This window comes from Roseivivax marinus, from assembly GCF_900109705.1.
Lineage (GTDB): Bacteria > Pseudomonadota > Alphaproteobacteria > Rhodobacterales > Rhodobacteraceae > Roseivivax > Roseivivax marinus.
In genome coordinates this window covers 131835-149440 of record NZ_FOAI01000003.1, presented here as the reverse complement: position 1 = coordinate 149440, position 17606 = coordinate 131835, and the positions used below count along the sequence as shown (strand labels likewise).

Below are 17606 nucleotides of genomic sequence, written 5' to 3'. Positions count from 1 at the left end.
CCTCCTAGCCTGATCGCAGCTCAGAGCCGCGCCATGATCTCGTCGGCGGTATACCGCGCGAGATGGTCTGCCTCGAGCACCTTATCAAGGTGGATCGCGTCATCAACAAGGCGTGCGTGCGACCCGATGCTGTCGAGCGTGGCCTCGACGACCTCGGTCATCTGCAGGAATCCGATGCGCCGGTCGATGAACGCGTCGAGCGCGCGTTCCTTGGCGGCGTTGAACACCGCCCCCGAAAGACCGCCCGCCTGCATGACCTCGCGGGCAAGTCGCAGGGCCGGCCACCGCGTCTCGTCGGCGGGCCGGAAACTGAGGCTGCCGATGGTCGCGAGGTCGAGCCGCTCGACCGGCACGTGCCGACGCTCGGGGTAATGCAGCGCAAAGCCGATGGCATGGCGCATGTCCGGCGGGCCGACATGCGCCATGAGCCCGCCATCGGCAAATCCCACCAGCGCATGGACGAGGCTTTCGGGGTGGACCACGGTCTCGATCCGCTCGGGCGGAATGCGGAAGAACTCATGGGTTTCAATGAGTTCAAGCGCCTTGTTGAACATGGATGCGCTGTCGATGGTAATGCGCTGGCCCATGTCCCAGTTGGGGTGTGTCGCGGCCTCCTCGGGGGTGGCGGCGGCCAGCCGCTCCAGCGGCCAATCGCGGAAGGCGCCGCCCGAGGCGGTAATGATGACCCGCTCGACCGAGCCCACATCCTCGCCCAGAAGGGCCTGGAACACCGCCGAATGTTCGCTGTCCACGGGCAGGATGCGCCCGCCGTGCGCCCGCGCCTCGGACAGCATCAGCGGCCCCGCGCAGACCATGCTTTCCTTGTTCGCCAGGGCCAGCGTCGCGCCGGTCCGCAGCGCCGCGAGCCCCGGAGCGAGGCCCGCCGCGCCGACGATGGCCGACATGACCCAGTCCGCAGGGCGGGCCGCCGCTTCGATCAGGGCCGCCTCGCCCGCCGCGGCCTCGACCCCGGTGCCGGACAATGCTGACCGAAGCGCGTCGAGGCAGTCGCCGTGTGCGGTCACGGCGATCTCGGCACCGAACTCGGCAGCGTCGGCGGCCAGCTGAGCGATGTTGCGCCCTCCGGTCAGCGCCACGACGTGATAGGCCGCCGGGTCGCGCCGCACGAGGTCGAGCGTGCTTTGCCCGATGGACCCCGTCGTACCGAGTATGCTGATCCGCCGAGGCGCGCTCATGGGAGGGTGCCGGGCGGGAAGCCCACGACCTGCGCCGATATGAGGATAAAGACCGAGGCGCCGAGCATCCCGTCGAAGCGGTCGAAAAGACCGCCATGGCCCGGGATCAGGTCAGAGCTGTCCTTGACCCCCGCCCGACGCTTTATCGCGCTTTCGGCGATGTCGCCGATCTGGCTGGCGATGGAGGCCGCGATGGACAGGGCGACGATGCCGATGTCGGCCTCGGTGCCGAAGACGTATCCCACGCCGACGAGCGCCGCGGCGACCCAGCCGCCCACGGCTCCGGCCCAGGTCTTCTTGGGGCTGACGCGGGGCCACAGAAGCTTGCCGCCGATGGAGCGACCGGCGAAGTAGCCGGCGATATCGGTGACCACCACCACGCCGATCAACCAGAGTAGCCATTCGATCCCGTAGCGGTCGCGCAACTCGACCATGCCGTAGCCCGCAAGAAGGATCAGCGCGGCGAAGCTGGCGTAAGTGACGCCGCCCCGTTCCATCTGGCCGAGGCCCAGCATGGAGGGCACGAGCACCAGGAGCAGCGCGAATTCGGGGGGCACCTCGCTCGCGACGAGCATCGCGATCCCGGCGGCGACGCCAAGGATCAGGGGAGACCGCTCGCGCTTGGCATCGAGCATCGACACCAGTTCCCAGACCATGATGCCCGAGATCGCCGCGACGAGAATGTGAAAGACGATGCCGCCAAGCCAGACGCCGGCCACGCCGACGCCTATCAGGACCGCACCCGAGATCAGGCGTTCGCCGAGATCATGCCACTTGGAACGTGCCGTCATGCAGGAACGGCACCGAACCGGCGGTCCCGGCCTCCGAAGCCCTCGGTCAGCTTGGCAAATTCCCCGGCCGTGAAGTCGGGCCACAGCGTATCCACGAATTCGTACTCCGCGTAGGCCGATTGCCACAGCAGGAAGTTCGAGATCCGCGCCTCGCCGCTGGTTCGGATCACGAGGTCCGGATCCGGCAGGAAACAGGTGTCGAGATAGCGCGGCAGAGTCTCTTCGCCGACCTCGGCGGGGTCGAGCCGGCCGGCGGCCACATCCTCGGCCAGCCGCCGGGTGGCGCGGGCCACCTCGTCGCGGCCGCCGTAGTTGAGCGCGATGGTCAGGCTGACGCCGGTGCAGTGCGCCGTCGCGGCCTCGAGCTCGTCCATGAGCGTGCGGAGCTTCTCGTCGAGCTTCACGCGGTCGCCGATGAAGCGCACCCGCACGTTCTCGTCGCGCAGGCTCCGCGCTTCCTTGATGATGTAGCGCCGGAAGAGGCTCATCAGGCCGGCCACCTCGGACTGGGTGCGGCGCCAGTTCTCGGTCGAGAAGGCGAAGATCGTCAGGTGCGTGACGCCCGCATCCGGGCAGCCCTCGACGATCTCGCGGACGCGGCGCGCCCCGGCCTGGTGGCCGAACAGGCGCGGACGGCCGCGCTGCGTCGCCCAGCGGCCATTGCCGTCCATGATGATGGCGACGTGGCGCGGACCGGCTCCGTCGCGGTTGGGTTTGGGCATTGCCTGGCCGTCCTCTCCCTGAAGGCTTTGGGGCGATGGTCCGTGCGCTGCGGCGCGGACCGGATCGCTCAGACCTGCATGATCTCTTCCTGCTTGGTCTCGAGCGCCTTGTCGACCTTGGCGATGTAGGTGTCCGTGAGGGTCTGGACCTCGCCTTCCCAGAACTTCTGGTCGTCCTCGGACATGCCGTCCTTGTTCTTCTTGATCTGCTCCATGCCGTCGCGACGCACGTTGCGGATCGCGACGCGCGCGCCCTCGGCATACTGGCCGGCGACCTTGGTCAGCTCGCGGCGGCGCTCTTCGTTCAGTTCGGGGATCGGCAGCATGATGATGGTGCCGTTCATCTGCGGATTGATGCCCAGGCCCGACTCGCGGATCGCCTTTTCCACCTTGTTCACCATCGACTTGTCCCAGACGTTGATGGTGACCATGCGCGGCTCGGGCACGTTCACTGTGCCCACCTGGTTGATCGGGGTCATCTGGCCGTAGGCTTCGACCTGCACCGGCTCGAGCATGGAGGCCGAGGCCCGGCCCGTCCGCAGCGAAGCGAATTCGGTGCGCAGGTTGCTCATGGCGCCATCCATGCGCCGCGTGAGGTCGTCGAGGTCGAGTTCGTAGTCGTCAGCCATGTTCGTCCGTCTGTTGCCTGCTGTCGGGGCGATGCGCCCGCATGTTGGCGCGACCATATCCGTATCGCGAGGCAAATGTATAGGGCCGGGGCCGCCACCGCCTGCCGACGCAGCGCTTTTGCGCCCTCTCGGCGGCGTGAAGCCGATCGGCCAGGGGCGATGTTGCACCGCGGCACGGCCCGGGTCTAGATTCGGACAAAGGCACGCACCGTCATGGTGCCGCCTCAATAGCCCGGCAGCCTGTGCCGGATCGCCCTGTCGTATCATCGTGTTATCGCCCGCCCGGAGGGCCTGCGTCCATGCTCGACCCGACCCGCCTCGACGACGACCGCCCGGTGCTGATCGCCGGGCCGACGGCGAGCGGGAAGTCGGACCTTGCGCTCGCCATCGCCGAGGCGCGGGGCGGCGTGGTGGTGAACGCTGACGCGATCCAGGTGTTCGACGACTGGCGCGTGCTGACGGCCCGGCCCTCGGCCGAGGACGAGGCCCGCGCACCCCACGCCCTCTACGGCCACGTCCCCGGCGACACGCCCTATTCCGTCGGCCGCTGGATGCGCGATCTCGCGCCCATCCTCGACGGCCCCGAGCGGCCCATCATCGTCGGCGGCACCGGGCTCTACTTCGCCGCGTTGACCGAGGGACTGGCCGAGATCCCCGAGACCGACGCCGCCACACGCGCCGAGGCGGATGCCCGGCTGTCCGAGGACGGCCGCGAGGCTTTGCTGTCGGAGCTCGACGCCGAGACCCGCGGGCGGATCGACCCGCTCAACCCGATGCGCGTGCAGCGCGCATGGGAGGTGCAGCGGATGACCGGACGCGGCATCGCCGCTTGGCAGGACGACACCCCGCCGCCACGGCTGCCGCTCGGGGACGTCCACGCCTTGGTGCTCGACGCGCCGAAGGACTGGCTCGATCCGCGAATCGAACGTCGCTTCGCCGCCATGATGGACGGCGGCGCACTCGACGAGGCACGCGCCAACGCCGCGCGCTTCACCCCTGCCCGCCCTTCGTCCAAGGCGATCGGCGCAGCCGAGCTCGTCGCGCATGTGCGCGGCGACATGACCCGGGAGGACGCGCTGACCCGTGCGGTCACGCTCACCCGACAATTTGCAAAACGCCAGCGCACATGGTTCCGTGCCCGCATGGGCGCGTGGCACGCGCTGAGACCGGCCGAGGAGGCCGCCTGACATGACCGGACCCGCATTCCTGCGAAAGCCCGCGCGCATCCACGCGCCGGTCGAACCCCGCGTCATACGCTGCCGACCCTTCGCGCAGCTGGCCGGGACCGAACCGTGGCGGATGCAGCTGCTGCACGACCGGACCGACGACCTGCTGCTGTGGATCACCCGCGGCCAGGGCCGGATCGTCATCAACGGCGTGCGTCGCGGGCTTGGCGTCAACAACGCGATCTTTCTCCCCGCCGGCACGCTGATGGCAGTCGAAATGGGCGCCCAGAGCCTCGGCCAGGTGATCCAGAGCCCGCCCGGCGCCAGCCCGCTTCTCCCCCGCGAGCCGCTCCACCTGCGGCCGCGCGACACCTTCGCCCAGGCCGAGCTGACCTCCGAGATCGAGGCCATGCAACGCGAGATCGCCCGCGACCGGCCGATGACCCAGGACGCGTTGGCCGCGCACCTGACGCTGGTCTCGGTCTGGCTGGAACGGCAGACCTCCGAAAGCCCGGTCGACGCGCCGCGCGAGACCGCGGGCGACCGTCTGGTGCGCCGCTTCGCCGCCGCACTGGTCGAGCACTTCCGCTCGGACATGGTGATGGCCGACTATGCCGAGATGCTCGACGTCACGCCCACACACCTCACCCGCGTCTGTCGCGCCGCCTGTGGCAAGAGCGCCGCGGACATGCTGACCGAGCGCGTGGTCTACGAGGCCCGCGTGTTGCTCTGCGATCCCGATCCGGCGATCCAGGATATCGCCAGTGCCCTCGGCTTCTCGAGCGCGGCGTACTTCGCGCGATTCATGCAGCACCACACCGGCGAGACACCCACGGCCCTGCGGGCGCGTGCCGCGACAGGCGGACGTCCGGCGCCCGCGCTCGTCGGACGCCGCGCATGAGGCGCACGCACCCGGCGGTCCCGGGCCTTGTCCGGGGCCTTTCCTCCGGCCTGCTCTCGCGCCGCGAGTTCCTGACCCGCGCCACGTCGCTGGGCCTGACTGCCGCCACGGCCTCTGCGCTCGGGGGGCTTGCCGCGCCTGCGCGGGCTCAGACCCCGACACGCCGCGCGGGCGGGACGCTGCGGATCCAGCAGGACGTGCGTCCGCTCAAGGATCCGCGCACCTACGACTGGCCGGAGATCGCCAACGTCTCGCGCGGCTGGCTGGAATACCTCGTGGAATATCGCGGCGACGGCAGCCTGCGCGGGATGCTCCTGGCGGACTGGGAGGTCGACGATACCGCGACCGAATACCTCCTGCGCGTGCGAGACGGGGTCACGTGGTCCGACGGCACGCCGTTCGGCCCCGAGGACGTGGCCCGCATGTTCTCGTACTGGTGCGACGCCGGTGTCGACGGCAACGTCATGGCGGCGAGCCTCTCGGCCCTCGTGGACCCGGTCTCCAAGTCGCTGGTCGCCGGGGCCGTGACGGTCGAGGACGGCGCCGTGCGCGTGCGCCTGTCGCGGCCCGACGCGACCTTCATCGCCGCGCTTGCCGACTATCCTGCCGCCGTGGTGCCAGACGGCTTCGACCCCGCGACCATGGCGGAAAATCCCGTCGGCACCGGCCCCTACCGCCCCGAGGAGATCGTGCCCGGCGACCGAGCCGTGCTTGTGCGCGCCGAAGGGCACGACTGGTGGGGCGAGAGCCTCGACGACTGGGGACCGGCAACGCTCGACCGGATCGAGTTCCTCGACATGGGCACCGATCCGGCCTCGTGGATCGCGGCGATCGTGGCGGACAGCGTGGACATGCTCTACGAGAATGTCGGGCGCTTCATCGAGATCGCCACCGAGCTTGGCTGGGAGGTCTCGGAGGTCGGAACCGCGGCCACCGTCGTTTTCCGCGGCAACCAGAATGCCGAAGTGAACGGAGAAACCGTCTATGCCGACCACCGGGTGCGCGAGGCTCTGGCGCAGGCGGTCGACAACGGCATCTGCCTCGAACTGGGCTACGCCAACCATGGCGAGGTCGCGGCGAACCACCATGTCGCGCCGGTCCAGCCCGACTATGCCGACATCGGCCCGGCGGTCTTCGATCCCGATCATGCCCGGCAACTGTTGATCCAGGCCGGGCGGCACGACATGACCCACCGGATCGTCACCCTCGACGACGGCGTCGGCCGGCGCACCGGGGCCGCGATCGAAGCGCTTCTACTCGACGCCGGCATCAAGGCCGAGCACGTGGTCCTGCCCGGCTCGCGGTTCTGGTCGGAATGGAAGGACTTCCCGCTGTCGATCACCGAGTGGTACCACCGCCCGCTCGGCATCCAGACGCTGTCACTGGCCTATCGCTCGGGCGCGGTCTGGAACGAGACCGGTTACGCCAATCCGGAGTTCGATGCCGCGCTCGACCGCGCGCAGACACTCGCCGATCCCGAAGAGCGGACCACGGTCATGGCCGAGCTGGAAACCATGCTGCGCGATGACGCGGTGATCGTGCAGCCCTACTGGCGCTCGCTTTTCCGGCACGTGCGGCCCGGCGTCGTCGGGGCCGACATGCACCCCGCATTCGAAATTCATCTGTATGAATTGGGCTACGCCGACGACGCCTGAACGGCGCGGAGCGCAGGGCGATACCAGCGGCGGTGGACTTCGGGAGCGATGAACCGGGGGACCGAGCCGCACGGCTCGGCTCCTGCCCTGTGCGCCAACCGCGCCCGGGGCGACGGATCAACCGCCCCAGATGATCTTCACGTAGTTCAGCGTTTCCTTGTAAGGCGGCACCCCGCCGTACTTCTCGACCGCGCCGGGGCCGGCATTGTAGGCCGCCAGCGCCAGTTTCCACGACTTGAACCGCTCGAACTGGGCCTTGAGATAACGCGCGCCGCCTTCGAGGTTCTGCGCGGGATCGTTGGGATCGACCCGCAGTCGCGCCGCGGTGCCGGGCATCAGCTGCGCGAGGCCGAGCGCGCCCTTGTGCGACTTTGCCGATGGGTTCCAGCCCGATTCCTGCTGAACGAGCCGCAGGAACAGGTCCTCCGGAACACCGTGACGCCGCGCGGCCTGCCGGGCCACGGGCAGGAATGCCCCCTTGTAGCGGCCGGTATAGGCCGGCGCGGTGGCGGCGTCGCCTCCGGTCGGTCCCCATTTGGTCGGGGTCACGACCTGCGGCGGCTGCAGCCGGACCGAGTTGTTGTACTGCTGGGCTGCGCGGCTATCGAGCACGCGCGTCTGCGACGAGAAAAGTCTGGCCCGGCCCTGGGTCGAGAGCGTGTCGGCGAAACTTGGTGTTGCAGGCAGGGCGACGCAGAGGGCCACCACGGCGCCCGCAAGGCGCAAGGGTCCTGTCATTGTTCCTCACTGTCCCGAGACCGCGGCGTTGTCCGCCTGCGGATTGGGCGCACTGTAGCCGAGCCGCGCGCCTCCGTCACCCCCGGCAGCGTCACGGCCCCCCGGAACGTGATCGACCGTCCGCAGAGCAATCATGCGCCGGCAACCTCAGGTTAACTACCGATCGGCTTCCATCTTGGCGGCATATCAGGTTCCGCAGCACCGGCGGCTAGTGTAGACCGGGGAAAACGGGAATCGCGGCCCGCGCTTCGGGCCGCGCGGGTCGTCGATGCGGACGGCCCCAGCACAGGAAGAGAGGGCACATGGCCGGATCGGTGAACAAGGTCATCATCGTGGGCAATCTCGGGCGCGACCCCGAGACCCGGACATTTCAGAACGGCGGCAAGGTCTGCAACCTGCGGGTGGCCACGTCCGAGAACTGGAAGGATCGCAACACCGGCGAGCGTCGCGAGCGGACCGAGTGGCACTCGGTCGCGATCTTCTCGGAGCCCCTCGCGCGCATCGCCGAGCAGTACCTGAAGAAAGGCTCCAAGGTCTATATCGAGGGCCAGCTCGAGACCCGCAAGTGGCAGGACCAGTCCGGCCAGGACCGCTATTCGACCGAGGTCGTGCTCCGCCCCTACCGCGGTGAGCTGACGCTGCTCGACAGCCGCGCCGATGGCGGCGGCGGTGGTGGCGGCTACGGCGGCGGTGGCGGTGGCGGCGGCTACCGCGACGACGATTACGGCGGCGGTGGCGGCTACGACGGCGGCCCCTCGGGCGGCGGCTCGGGCCCGTCGCGCGCGCCGTCGCGCGACATCGACGACGAGATCCCGTTCTGATCCCGGATCGAACCGGCACCAAGACGAAGCCCCGCCAGACCGGCGGGGCTTTTTTCTGACGGCCGACAATGCCGGCCACCTGAGGCACCGAGCGACCCGGTTGCGTAGTCGGGGACGGACGGATGAATGCCGGCATTAGCTGCGCGTCCGGGATTTTGCCCTTCTCTGCATCCGAAGGAGCGCCGGTCAGCCGCGACCAACAGCCTGCCAGGCGACGACGTTTGGAGCTTCGAACTCACGCACATGCGTCTTGGCCATCGGCCGGTCGCATCGCGTATGACAAAACCGATCCCGCTGTCTCCGGCCGCACCGACGATGGCGGAAACGTTCACGCGGAGTCCCTCCGAGTTGCTGAAGGGGTCCGGCTCTGCCCCGGCTGACGCCGTCTTGCGGACTTCCTCCGCGTCCGGGACCCTTCGCCCGGCCCGCTTGGCACCCTATGTCAGGGTGAACACCCCAGACAGGGAACCTCGATGACCTGGTCCTTCTCCATCGGGCGGCTCCTCGGCTCCGAGCTGCGCGTGCACGTCACCTTCTTCCTGTTGATCGCCTACGTGGGTTGGTCGGCCTGGTCCGCCGGAGGCGCGGTCGCCGCGGCGCTCAACGTGGCCTTCGTGCTGGCGCTCTTCGCCTGCGTCGTCGCGCACGAGTTCGGTCACGCGCTGATGGCGCGGCGCTTCGGTATCCGCACACCGGACATCACGATCTTGCCCATCGGCGGGGTCGCACGCCTGATGCGAATGCCGCACAAGCCGGGACAGGAGATCGCCGTCGCGCTCGCCGGACCGGCGGTGAACGTCGTGATCGCGGGCGTTCTCTACCTGGTGGTGGGGCGTCTCGACATGATCTCGGTGCTTGCCTCGGACGGCACGCTCAACGGGTTCCTCAGCCGACTGGCCGCGGTGAACGTGTGGCTGGTGCTGTTCAACCTGATCCCTGCCTTCCCGATGGACGGCGGCCGGGTGCTGCGCGCGATGCTTGCCTTCTTCACCGACCGGCGCCGAGCCACGCGCATCGCGGCCTTCGTGGGCCAGGCCATCGCCGTCGTGTTCGCCGCTTACGGCGTCTACACCGGCTGGTTCCTGCTCGTGCTCGTGGCGGTCTTCGTGTTCATGGCCGCGCGGGCCGAAAAGGCATTCGCCGCGCCCTGAGCAAGCGGGATCAGCCCCGGGCCGCCAGCGCCTCGTCCAGCACATCGCGCACCGCACCGCGCGGCACGTCCGAGGTCACGAAGGCGTCGCCGATGCCACGCGCGAGGATGAAGCGCAGGCGGCCGTCGATCACCTTCTTGTCCTGCGCCATCAGCTCGAGCAGCGCGTCCGCGTCGGGCAGCGCGCCGGGAATATCGGCCAGCGTCGTGCGCCCGCCCATCTCGGTCAGGTGCGCGGCAACGCGGCCCGGCGCCTCCTGCGGGCAGAGCCCGAGCCGCGCGGACAGCGCGAAGGCCAGCGTGCACCCGATCGCGACGCCCTCGCCGTGCAAAAGCCGGTCGGAATAGCCGGTTGCCGCCTCGAGCGCATGGCAGAAGGTGTGCCCGAGATTCAGAAGCGCGCGGTCGCCCTGCTCTGTCTCGTCGCGCACCACGATGTCGGCCTTCATCTCGACAGAGCGCCGCACGGCGCGCGCGCGCGCGGCCGCGTCGCCGTCCCGCAGCGCGGGACCCTCGGCCTCGAGCCATTCGAAGAACGCCGCATCGCCCAGAAGCCCGTATTTCATCACCTCGCCGTAGCCCGCGAGGAAATCGCGCGGTGCCAGCGTGTCCAGCGCGGAGATATCCGCGAGCACCCGCGCAGGCTGGTGGAACGCGCCGACGAGGTTCTTGCCGTGGCGCGTGTTGATCCCGGTCTTGCCGCCGACCGAGCTGTCCACCTGCGCGAGCAGCGTGGTCGGCACCTGCACGAACCGCACACCGCGGCGCAGGATCGCAGCGGCGAAGCCCACAAGATCGCCGATCACCCCCCCGCCGAGGGCGACCACAATGTCGCGGCGCTCGACCTTCTGGTCCAGCAGCCATTCCACGGTATGGGTCAGGTGCTCCCAGCTCTTGGTGCTCTCGCCCGCGGGCAGGACCAGTGCCTCGCAAGCGATCCCGTGCGCGGCCAGGCCCGCGCGCAGGGGCTCCAGATGCAGGTCCGCCACGCGGGCATCGGTGACCACGGCGACCCGGTCGCGGGCCAGCAGATCGCCGATCTCCTGCCCGGCGCGCGCGATCAGCCCGGGGCCGATGCGGACGTCGTAGGCGCGCTCGCCGAGCGACACTCGCACGGTGTCGGACGCGTGGAGTGTGTCGGTCATGGCGATCCCTTCAGAACGTCGGGGCGAGTGGCCAGCGTGTCGATCACGCGGCGGGCGGTGTCGTCGACCGAGTAGCGCGGCTCCGCCCGTACCACCAGATCGGCGCGCGCGTAAACCGACGCTCGGCTCGACAGCAGGTCGCGCAGCGTGCCGTAGGGATCGGCGGTCTTCAGGAGCGGCCGCGTCGGCTTCTGACGCACCCGCATCCACAGCAGGTCGAGGTCTGCGTCCAGCCAGACCGACACGCCGCGCTGCGCGATGGCCGCCCGGTTCTCGGCCCGCAGGAACGCGCCGCCCCCGGTCGAAAGGACCTTGGGCGGGCCACTTAGAAGCCGGGCGATCACCTCGGCCTCGCGGTCACGGAAGAACGCCTCGCCGTCGCGGGCGAAGATTTCGGCCACGGTCATGTTCGCCGCGGCCTCGATCTCGTGGTCGGAATCGACGAAGGGGACGCCCAGCCGCGCGGCGACGGCCCGCCCCACGGCGGTCTTTCCGGCGCCCATCATGCCCACCATGACGACGGGTTTCAGCAGGGCGATCCCGGGTGTCGCTGTTTGTTCGGCCATCGCTTGCCCAATTTCCGAATTTCACGCGTGAATGACGTGAACTCGGCGGAAAGGCCAGTTATAAGTGCGAAAAATACTGGGCCGAGGGACGGGCAGAACGATGGGCCGCATTCTGAAATGGTTGTTTTATCTCGTGGTGCTCGCCGTGGCTGCGCTGGTTGTCTACGCCTATGCCGCACCCTTCTTCGGCGTGAGCTTCGCGCCGGAGCCCGAGCCGATCAGCGTGCCGGTCGAACTGGATGTCGACTAAGGCCGCGCTTCTTGTACTGACGCTTGCGGCACCCGCGTCCGCCGAGGCGCCGCTGTCGGCAATCGACTGGTTGGGGCAAGATCGCGCGGAGCCGGCCATCGCGCCGCCCGCCGGCACGACCGAGGCACGCGCCCACGACACCCAGCCGCCGCAACAGCCGCGCCGCATCGACGAGCCGCCGGTGACATCGGACGCGACAGCGCCCTCGGTCCGCGAGCAGTCCCTCGGAGAGCCCGTCGCGGGCGCCGCGGGCCTCTTGCCGATGTCGGTGACGGGCCTGCCGCGCTCCATGTGGCAGGGGTCCGATCCCGGCCGGCTCGTGCGGCTGATCGAGGACGCCGATCCCGCGGTGCCGGCCCTGTCGGCGCTTCTCAACACGCTCATGCTGGCCGAGGCCGACCCGCCGGAGGATGGCGGCCGGCTGCTCGCCGCCCGCGTGCGGCGACTGATCGAGGATGGCGCGCTCGACGCGGCCGAGGCGCTGCTGGATCGGGCCGGTCCCGCGCGACCGGCGCTTTTCGAAGCCTGGTTCGACGTGGCGCTCCTCGGCGGGTCGGAGGACCGGCCCTGCGCCGCGCTGACCGAGAACCCGGCGCTCACACGGGATGTCGGCCCGCGAATTTTCTGCGCGGCACGCGAGGGCGACTGGCCGCGGGCCGCGCTTGCGCTCGAAAGCGCCCGTGCCCTCGGCGAAGTGTCAGGCCGCGAGGCCGACCTGCTTGAGCGGTTCCTGTCGCCCGAGATCGCCGAAAGCCTGCCCAGCTTGCCCCCCGCCACCGAGCCGACACCGCTGACCTACGTTCTGGCCGAGGCGGTGGGCGAGCCGGTCCCGACGAGCGCCCTGCCCCGTGCCTTCGCCGTGGCCGACCTGTCGGGAGAGCATGGCTGGAAGGCTCAGATCGAATCGGCCGAGCGCCTGGCCCGCGCCGGGGCCCTGTCCGACAACCGCCTGCTCGGCATCTACACCATGCGGGAACCTGCGGCCTCTGGCGGCGTCTGGGAGCGGGTCGAAGCCGTCCAGGAACTCGACGCCGCCATCTCGCGCGATGACGCAAAGGCCACGGCAGAGGCGCTGCGCACGGCCTGGCCGATGATGGTCGAGGCCGGACTTGCCGTCCCGGTGGCGCAGATCTTCGGCCCGGACCTCGCCGCCATGGATCTCGACGGCGCCGCAGCTCGCTACGCCGAGCACGTGGCGCTACTGTCCGAGGAATACGAAGCACTGGCGCCGCCCATCGACGACGGCCCGGCCGAGTTGCGGTTCCTCGGTGCTGTCGCCCGCGGCGAGGCGCCCCCGGTCATCCCGTCCGACCTGCCGCACGCCGCCGCCATCGGCCGCGCCTTCGGATCAGCCGCTCGGGGCGACACCGACCTGCTGGCGCTGTCCGGGGAGGACCGGCTGGGCGAGGCGATCCTGCGCACCATCGACCGGTTCGGCACCGGCGCGGCCGGCAACGGAGACGACCTGACCGAAGCGCTGGCGACCCTACGGGCGCTGGGGCTGGAGGATACCGCCCGGCGTGCGGCGCTGCAGCTCGCGATCCTGACCGAGGACACGCTGAGGTGAGCGAACGCTGGGTCTCGGCCTTCCTCGAGGCCGCCGCCGCCGAGCGCGGCGCGGCCACCAACACGCAGTTGGCGTATGGCCGCGACCTGATGGACTTCTCCGGGTGGCTGGCGACGCGCGGGCGCGGCTTTGCCGAGGCCGACCGCGCCGACGTGGAAGCCTACCTCGTGCATTGCGATGCCCAGGGCTTTGCCACGTCGACCCGTGCGCGCCGGCTCTCGGCGATCAAGCAGCTCTACAGGTTCGCGTTCGAGGAAGGCTGGCGCGCCGACAATCCGGCCATCCAGATCTCCGGGCCCGGCCGCGACAAGCGCCTGCCCAAGACCCTGAGCATGGAAGAGGTCGACCGACTTCTCGATGCGGCCACCACCACCGGCCGCACCGCCGACGACCGGCTGCGCAATGCCTGCCTGATGCAGGTGCTCTACGCCACGGGAATGCGGGTGTCGGAGTTGGTGTCGCTGCCGTTGACCGCGGCCAAGGGCGACCCGCGAATGCTGCTGATCAAGGGCAAGGGCGGAAAGGAACGGATGGTCCCGCTCAGTCCGCCCGCCCGTGCGGCTCTCGCCACCTGGCTCGATCGGCGCGATGCGCAGGAGGCGCTTGCCCGCAAGGGGGGCCGCGCCACCAGCCCGCACCTTTTCGCCTCGCGCGGCAAATCCGGGCACCTCACGCGCCACGGCTTCTACGTGCTCATCAAGGACATCGCAGTCGCCGCGGGTGTCTCGCCGGCCAAGGTCACGCCACACACGCTGCGCCATGCCTTCGCGACGCATCTGCTGGAGAACGGTGCGGATCTCCGCGCGATCCAGACCTTTCTCGGCCATGCCGACCTCGCCACGACCGAGATCTACACCCATGTGCTCGAGGAACGGCTGAAAAGCCTGGTGCTCGAACACCATCCGCTCGCGCGCGAGCCTTGAAGCCGGGCGCGCCGGACCACATACACGTCAGAACCGCCACAACCGAGACAAGGACCAAATGGACGCCGCCTTCTGGATCACTTCAGCCGCCATCATCGGGCTGCTCTTTCTGTCGGGGTTCTTTTCGGGATCGGAGACGGCACTGACCGCGGCCTCGCGCGGCAAGCTCCGCGCGGCGGTCGACAAGGGCTCGAAGGGCGCCGAGCGCGCGCTTCAGATCACCGAGGACAACGAGAGCCTGATCGGCTCGGTCCTCCTGGGCAACAACCTCGTGAACATCCTCGCCACCTCGCTGGCGACGGCGCTCTTCACCCGGCTTCTGGGCGAATCCGGCGTGGCGCTGGCGACGCTCATCATGACGCTGCTCGTCCTGATCTTCGCCGAGGTGCTGCCCAAGACCTACGCCATCACCAATCCCGAGACCGCCGCGACGCGCGTGGCGCCCGTCATCGCGCTGGTGATCCGGGTGTTCTCGCCCGTCGTGGGCGCGGTGCGCTGGTTCGTGCGGGTGATCCTGCGCCAGTTCGGCGTGCAGACCGACCCGGACAGCCAGATCCTCGCCGTGCGAGAGGAGATCGCCGGCGCGCTGCATCTCGGCCACTCCGAGGGGGTCGTCGAGAAGGAGGACCGCGACCGCATCCTCGGCGCGCTGGACCTTGCCGAGCGCACGGTCGAGGAGGTCATGCTCCACCGGTCGGCGATCGAAATGATCAACGCCGACCACGACCCGCAGGACATCCTGCAGCAGTGCCTCGAATCCAGCCACACGCGCCTGCCGGTGTTCAAGGATGACCCCGAGAACATCATCGGCCTGATCCACGCCAAGGACCTGCTCCGGGCGATGTACAAGCTGATGGAGGGAGCCGAGAGCTCGATGGACGCGCTGCGGTCTTTCAAGATCGCCGACGTCGCGATGGAGCCCTACTTCGTCCCCGACACGACGTCACTCGACGACCAGATGCGCCAGTTCCTCAAGCGCCGCACCCACTTCGCCCTGGTTGTGGACGAGTACGGCGCCCTGCAGGGCCTCATCACGCTCGAGGACATCCTCGAAGAGATCGTGGGCGAGATCACGGACGAGTTCGACCCCGATGCCGATCACACGATCACCGTGGCCGAGGACGGCAATTTCTGGATCGACGGGCAGATGACGATCCGCGACTTTAACCGCGCGACCGACTACAATCTTCCCGACGACGAGGCGAACACCGTCGCGGGCCTCGTCATTCACGAAGCGCAGATGATCCCGACCGTGGGACAGGCTTTCAGCTTCCACGGCTTCCGCTTCGAGGTCGCGGGCCGCGAAAACAACCGCCTCACTCGGCTGAAAATAAGACCTCTCGAGGCCCCGCTTCGGCAGAACCGGGAGGCGTGACCAGCTCGAGCCGGTAGCCGTCGGGCGTGCCTTGCAGGTCCATGTGACCGCCGAGCTGCTCGGCGGCGCTTTCCATCAGCCGCATGCCGATCGAGGTTACCTCGTCGTCGGCAGCCGTGAGCGACTGCGCCTGGTTGCCGATGCCGTTGTCCGAGCACACGAGGTGGATCGCATCTTCCTCATCACGGTAAAGCGACACGGTGATGACGCCCTCGCGGCCGTCGGGGAAGGCGTGCTTGATCGCGTTCGCGGCAAATTCGGACACGATCATCGCGAAGGTCGCCGCCTTGCGGGAATCCACCCGCACTGGCGCCACATGGGTTCGCATGGTGACCCCGCGAGTGAACGACCCGCGCAACAGGTCGGTAACCCGGTTGAGATACGTGTCGAGCCGGATCATGTCGAATTCCGACGTACGGTAGAGCTCGTTGTGTAGCTGGCTGATCGCGTTCACCCGGCGCCCGATGGCGGCCAGCGCATCGCACGTCTCCTCCGAACGGGCCCGCGCGCCATAGAGGCGGATGAACGAGGCCACGGTCTGAAGCGAGTTCTTCACGCGGTGGTCGATCTCGTTGCGCAGGATCGCCTCGTTCCGAAGCGCCCGGCGCAGGTCGAGCTGCCGCATGACCTGCCGCGCCAGCGTCTTGAGCGCCTGCTTCTGCACGTCCGTCAAGCGGCGCGGCTTGGTGTCGAGGATGCAAAGCGTACCCAGCACGAAGCCCGACCCGCTGACCAGCTGCGCGCCGGCGTAGAAGCGCATGGGCTCATCGCCGTCGCGGCAGATCGGGTTGTCGACGGTACGCGGGTCTTCCCAGGTGTCGGGAATCTCGAGCACGTCGTCCTCGAGGATCGCGTGGGCGCAGATCGACATCTCGATGGGCGTCTGCGGCGGCGCGAAGCCGACACGCGCCTTGAACCACTGGCGGTCCTTGTCCACGAGACTGATGAGCGCCACCGGCACGTCGCACAGCTGGCGCACGAGCGCGACGACCTCGTCAAAGCTCTCCTCCGGCCCGGAGTCGAGGATTCCGTAGCTCTCGAGTTCCTCGAGTCTGTCGGCTTGGTTTTCCGGCGTAGGTGCGCGCATCTGGGCTCGATCTCGGGGTGTCGTGTCGGCAAGCCGACAGTGAACCGACGCAACGTGCGCCGAAACGGTCTTTCGCATGTCTGGTGAGGGGCCGCGATGCTACTGTTAACGGGTTTGACAGAGCAAGTGCCCCCATGTCAACAGAACATGGGGCATACCGGCGTCCGACGGTGAACTTCGAACGAAATTTCAACGTCTATTCAACGCACTCCCGGGGAATGGGAATGAGCCCGATATTGTGTCACGTCCTCGTTCTGGCCGCGGGTGTCGGCCGGCGGATGCGGGGAACGGGAGACAAGCTCCTCCAGACGGTCGAGGGCGCACCGCTGCTGCGCACGCTGGCTCTGCGTGCCCTGGCGAGTGGGCGACCCGTCACGATCACGTTGCCACCGGGTGAGGACGGGGCGGCCCGCCGGGCCGCTCTCGCCGGGCTCGAGGTGACGCGCGTCCCGGTTCCGGATGCAGCCGAAGGCATGGCCGCCTCCATCCGCGCAGGCGTCGCCGCCCTGCCCGCCTCGGCCGCCGCGGTGATGATCGTGCCGGCGGACATGCCGGAGCTGACGGAGGACGACCTGCGGCGGATCGCCGATGCCGCCGAGAGGCCCTCCGATCCGCCGCGCGTCCTGCGCGCCATCGCCGCCGACGGCACCCCCGGCCATCCCGTCGCCTTCCCGCGCGCGGCATTTCCGGCCCTGGCGGAGCTGTCGGGCGATCACGGCGCGCGCCCCGTCCTATCCGCCTGGTCAGTGACCTGCGAGACCATCGCCCTGCCCGGCCGCCACGCGATCCTCGATCTCGACACGCCCGAGGCCTGGGCAGCCTGGCGCTCCGATCGCGCGGACTGACCCCGCCGGAACGAAACAGGGGTGGCCGAAGCCACCCCTGTCCGTCTGCCGGCGCGCACGGGGCGCTCCGGCCAGCTGC

General features: G+C 69.2%; 18 protein-coding genes. 10 read left to right on the top strand and 8 right to left on the bottom strand.

What is annotated here, in order from left to right:
- Positions 1–20: 20 nt before the first annotated feature.
- The 4 genes from dxr to frr form a co-directional block, all read right to left on the bottom strand.
- Positions 21–1196: a 1-deoxy-D-xylulose-5-phosphate reductoisomerase gene (gene dxr, locus BMX29_RS05135; RefSeq protein ID WP_092810951.1), complete on the bottom strand. Its 1176-nt coding sequence runs from the start codon at positions 1194–1196 to the stop codon at positions 21–23.
- Complete coding sequence (locus tag BMX29_RS05130) at positions 1193–1987, bottom strand: phosphatidate cytidylyltransferase (protein WP_043843780.1); 795 nt, start codon at positions 1985–1987, stop codon at positions 1193–1195. Before BMX29_RS05130 ends, dxr begins: the two co-directional genes overlap by 4 nt.
- A complete protein-coding gene (gene uppS, locus BMX29_RS05125; protein WP_092810949.1) occupies positions 1984–2709 on the bottom strand; it encodes a polyprenyl diphosphate synthase in 726 nt (241 codons plus the stop codon). The genes BMX29_RS05130 and uppS overlap by 4 nt, the downstream gene beginning before the upstream one ends.
- Before the next feature lie 68 nt (positions 2710–2777).
- Positions 2778–3338, bottom strand: a complete 561-nt coding sequence (gene frr / locus BMX29_RS05120; protein ID WP_043843777.1) for a ribosome recycling factor — start codon at positions 3336–3338, stop codon at positions 2778–2780.
- 299 nt (positions 3339–3637) lie between these two features.
- Here frr and miaA point away from each other — a divergent pair, with 299 nt between their 5' ends.
- Genes miaA through BMX29_RS05105 form a run of 3 tightly spaced genes read left to right on the top strand, consistent with a single transcriptional unit; the run spans position 3638 to position 7060 of the window.
- Positions 3638–4525, top strand: a complete 888-nt coding sequence (gene miaA / locus BMX29_RS05115) for a tRNA (adenosine(37)-N6)-dimethylallyltransferase MiaA (protein WP_092810947.1) — start codon at positions 3638–3640, stop codon at positions 4523–4525.
- A 1-nt stretch (position 4526) separates the two neighbouring features.
- Positions 4527–5405 (top strand): helix-turn-helix domain-containing protein, encoded by an 879-nt coding sequence (locus BMX29_RS05110; protein ID WP_081749703.1) that lies wholly within the window; start codon positions 4527–4529, stop codon positions 5403–5405.
- Entirely contained in the window at positions 5402–7060 is a 1659-nt protein-coding gene (locus tag BMX29_RS05105; protein WP_092810945.1) for an ABC transporter substrate-binding protein, read from the top strand. The genes BMX29_RS05110 and BMX29_RS05105 overlap by 4 nt, the downstream gene beginning before the upstream one ends.
- Before the next feature lie 117 nt (positions 7061–7177).
- Here BMX29_RS05105 and BMX29_RS05100 read toward each other — a convergent pair whose 3' ends face one another.
- The gene (locus tag BMX29_RS05100) at positions 7178–7798 is read right to left on the bottom strand and encodes a lytic transglycosylase domain-containing protein (RefSeq protein WP_092810943.1); all 621 of its coding nucleotides are present in this window, start codon (positions 7796–7798) and stop codon (positions 7178–7180) included.
- A gap of 302 nt (positions 7799–8100) precedes the next feature.
- On the opposite strand from BMX29_RS05100, the gene ssb reads away from it, so the two are divergent.
- Complete coding sequence (ssb, locus tag BMX29_RS05095; protein ID WP_043843769.1) at positions 8101–8619, top strand: single-stranded DNA-binding protein; 519 nt, start codon at positions 8101–8103, stop codon at positions 8617–8619.
- Positions 8620–9092: 473 nt separating this feature from the next.
- Positions 9093–9770, top strand: coding sequence for a site-2 protease family protein (locus BMX29_RS05090; RefSeq protein ID WP_092810941.1), 678 nt, complete (start codon positions 9093–9095; stop codon positions 9768–9770).
- Positions 9771–9780: 10 nt separating this feature from the next.
- Here the strand turns inward: BMX29_RS05090 and aroB are convergent, their stop codons facing one another.
- Positions 9781–10914: a 3-dehydroquinate synthase gene (gene aroB / locus BMX29_RS05085; RefSeq protein WP_092810939.1), complete on the bottom strand. Its 1134-nt coding sequence runs from the start codon at positions 10912–10914 to the stop codon at positions 9781–9783.
- The gene (locus tag BMX29_RS05080; protein ID WP_092810937.1) at positions 10911–11480 is read right to left on the bottom strand and encodes a shikimate kinase; all 570 of its coding nucleotides are present in this window, start codon (positions 11478–11480) and stop codon (positions 10911–10913) included. The genes aroB and BMX29_RS05080 overlap by 4 nt, the downstream gene beginning before the upstream one ends.
- A 100-nt stretch (positions 11481–11580) precedes the next feature.
- Between BMX29_RS05080 and BMX29_RS19140 the strand changes: the two genes are divergently transcribed.
- Genes BMX29_RS19140 through BMX29_RS05065 form a run of 4 tightly spaced genes read left to right on the top strand, consistent with a single transcriptional unit; the run spans position 11581 to position 15595 of the window.
- Positions 11581–11730: a hypothetical protein gene (locus BMX29_RS19140; RefSeq protein ID WP_164490714.1), complete on the top strand. Its 150-nt coding sequence runs from the start codon at positions 11581–11583 to the stop codon at positions 11728–11730.
- Positions 11720–13297 carry a hypothetical protein gene (locus tag BMX29_RS05075; protein ID WP_244889149.1) on the top strand — a complete coding sequence of 526 codons (1578 nt, stop codon included), beginning with the start codon at positions 11720–11722 and terminating at the stop codon, positions 13295–13297. The genes BMX29_RS19140 and BMX29_RS05075 overlap by 11 nt, the downstream gene beginning before the upstream one ends.
- Positions 13294–14220, top strand: coding sequence for a site-specific tyrosine recombinase XerD (locus BMX29_RS05070; RefSeq protein WP_092810935.1), 927 nt, complete (start codon positions 13294–13296; stop codon positions 14218–14220). The genes BMX29_RS05075 and BMX29_RS05070 overlap by 4 nt, the downstream gene beginning before the upstream one ends.
- Positions 14221–14278: 58 nt before the next feature.
- A complete protein-coding gene (locus BMX29_RS05065; RefSeq protein ID WP_043843733.1) occupies positions 14279–15595 on the top strand; it encodes an HlyC/CorC family transporter in 1317 nt (438 codons plus the stop codon).
- Here BMX29_RS05065 and BMX29_RS05060 read toward each other — a convergent pair.
- Positions 15537–16682 carry a histidine kinase dimerization/phosphoacceptor domain -containing protein gene (locus BMX29_RS05060; RefSeq protein ID WP_175471133.1) on the bottom strand — a complete coding sequence of 382 codons (1146 nt, stop codon included), beginning with the start codon at positions 16680–16682 and terminating at the stop codon, positions 15537–15539. The genes BMX29_RS05065 and BMX29_RS05060 overlap by 59 nt on opposite strands.
- A 224-nt stretch (positions 16683–16906) precedes the next feature.
- On the opposite strand from BMX29_RS05060, the gene BMX29_RS05055 reads away from it, so the two are divergent.
- A complete protein-coding gene (locus tag BMX29_RS05055) occupies positions 16907–17527 on the top strand; it encodes a nucleotidyltransferase family protein (RefSeq protein WP_092811288.1) in 621 nt (206 codons plus the stop codon).
- Positions 17528–17606 lie beyond the last annotated feature (79 nt).

Coding starts and splice junctions, on each gene's coding strand:
- dxr (WP_092810951.1), bottom strand. CDS start 1,196: ATGAGCGCGCCTCGGCGGATCAGCATACTCGGTACGACGGGGTCCATC.
- BMX29_RS05130 (WP_043843780.1), bottom strand. CDS start 1,987: ATGACGGCACGTTCCAAGTGGCATGATCTCGGCGAACGCCTGATCTCG.
- uppS (WP_092810949.1), bottom strand. CDS start 2,709: ATGCCCAAACCCAACCGCGACGGAGCCGGTCCGCGCCACGTCGCCATC.
- frr (WP_043843777.1), bottom strand. CDS start 3,338: ATGGCTGACGACTACGAACTCGACCTCGACGACCTCACGCGGCGCATG.
- miaA (WP_092810947.1), top strand. CDS start 3,638: ATGCTCGACCCGACCCGCCTCGACGACGACCGCCCGGTGCTGATCGCC.
- BMX29_RS05110 (WP_081749703.1), top strand. CDS start 4,527: ATGACCGGACCCGCATTCCTGCGAAAGCCCGCGCGCATCCACGCGCCG.
- BMX29_RS05105 (WP_092810945.1), top strand. CDS start 5,402: ATGAGGCGCACGCACCCGGCGGTCCCGGGCCTTGTCCGGGGCCTTTCC.
- BMX29_RS05100 (WP_092810943.1), bottom strand. CDS start 7,798: ATGACAGGACCCTTGCGCCTTGCGGGCGCCGTGGTGGCCCTCTGCGTC.
- ssb (WP_043843769.1), top strand. CDS start 8,101: ATGGCCGGATCGGTGAACAAGGTCATCATCGTGGGCAATCTCGGGCGC.
- BMX29_RS05090 (WP_092810941.1), top strand. CDS start 9,093: ATGACCTGGTCCTTCTCCATCGGGCGGCTCCTCGGCTCCGAGCTGCGC.
- aroB (WP_092810939.1), bottom strand. CDS start 10,914: ATGACCGACACACTCCACGCGTCCGACACCGTGCGAGTGTCGCTCGGC.
- BMX29_RS05080 (WP_092810937.1), bottom strand. CDS start 11,480: ATGGCCGAACAAACAGCGACACCCGGGATCGCCCTGCTGAAACCCGTC.
- BMX29_RS19140 (WP_164490714.1), top strand. CDS start 11,581: ATGGGCCGCATTCTGAAATGGTTGTTTTATCTCGTGGTGCTCGCCGTG.
- BMX29_RS05075 (WP_244889149.1), top strand. CDS start 11,720: ATGTCGACTAAGGCCGCGCTTCTTGTACTGACGCTTGCGGCACCCGCG.
- BMX29_RS05065 (WP_043843733.1), top strand. CDS start 14,279: ATGGACGCCGCCTTCTGGATCACTTCAGCCGCCATCATCGGGCTGCTC.
- BMX29_RS05060 (WP_175471133.1), bottom strand. CDS start 16,682: ATGCGCGCACCTACGCCGGAAAACCAAGCCGACAGACTCGAGGAACTC.
- BMX29_RS05055 (WP_092811288.1), top strand. CDS start 16,907: ATGAGCCCGATATTGTGTCACGTCCTCGTTCTGGCCGCGGGTGTCGGC.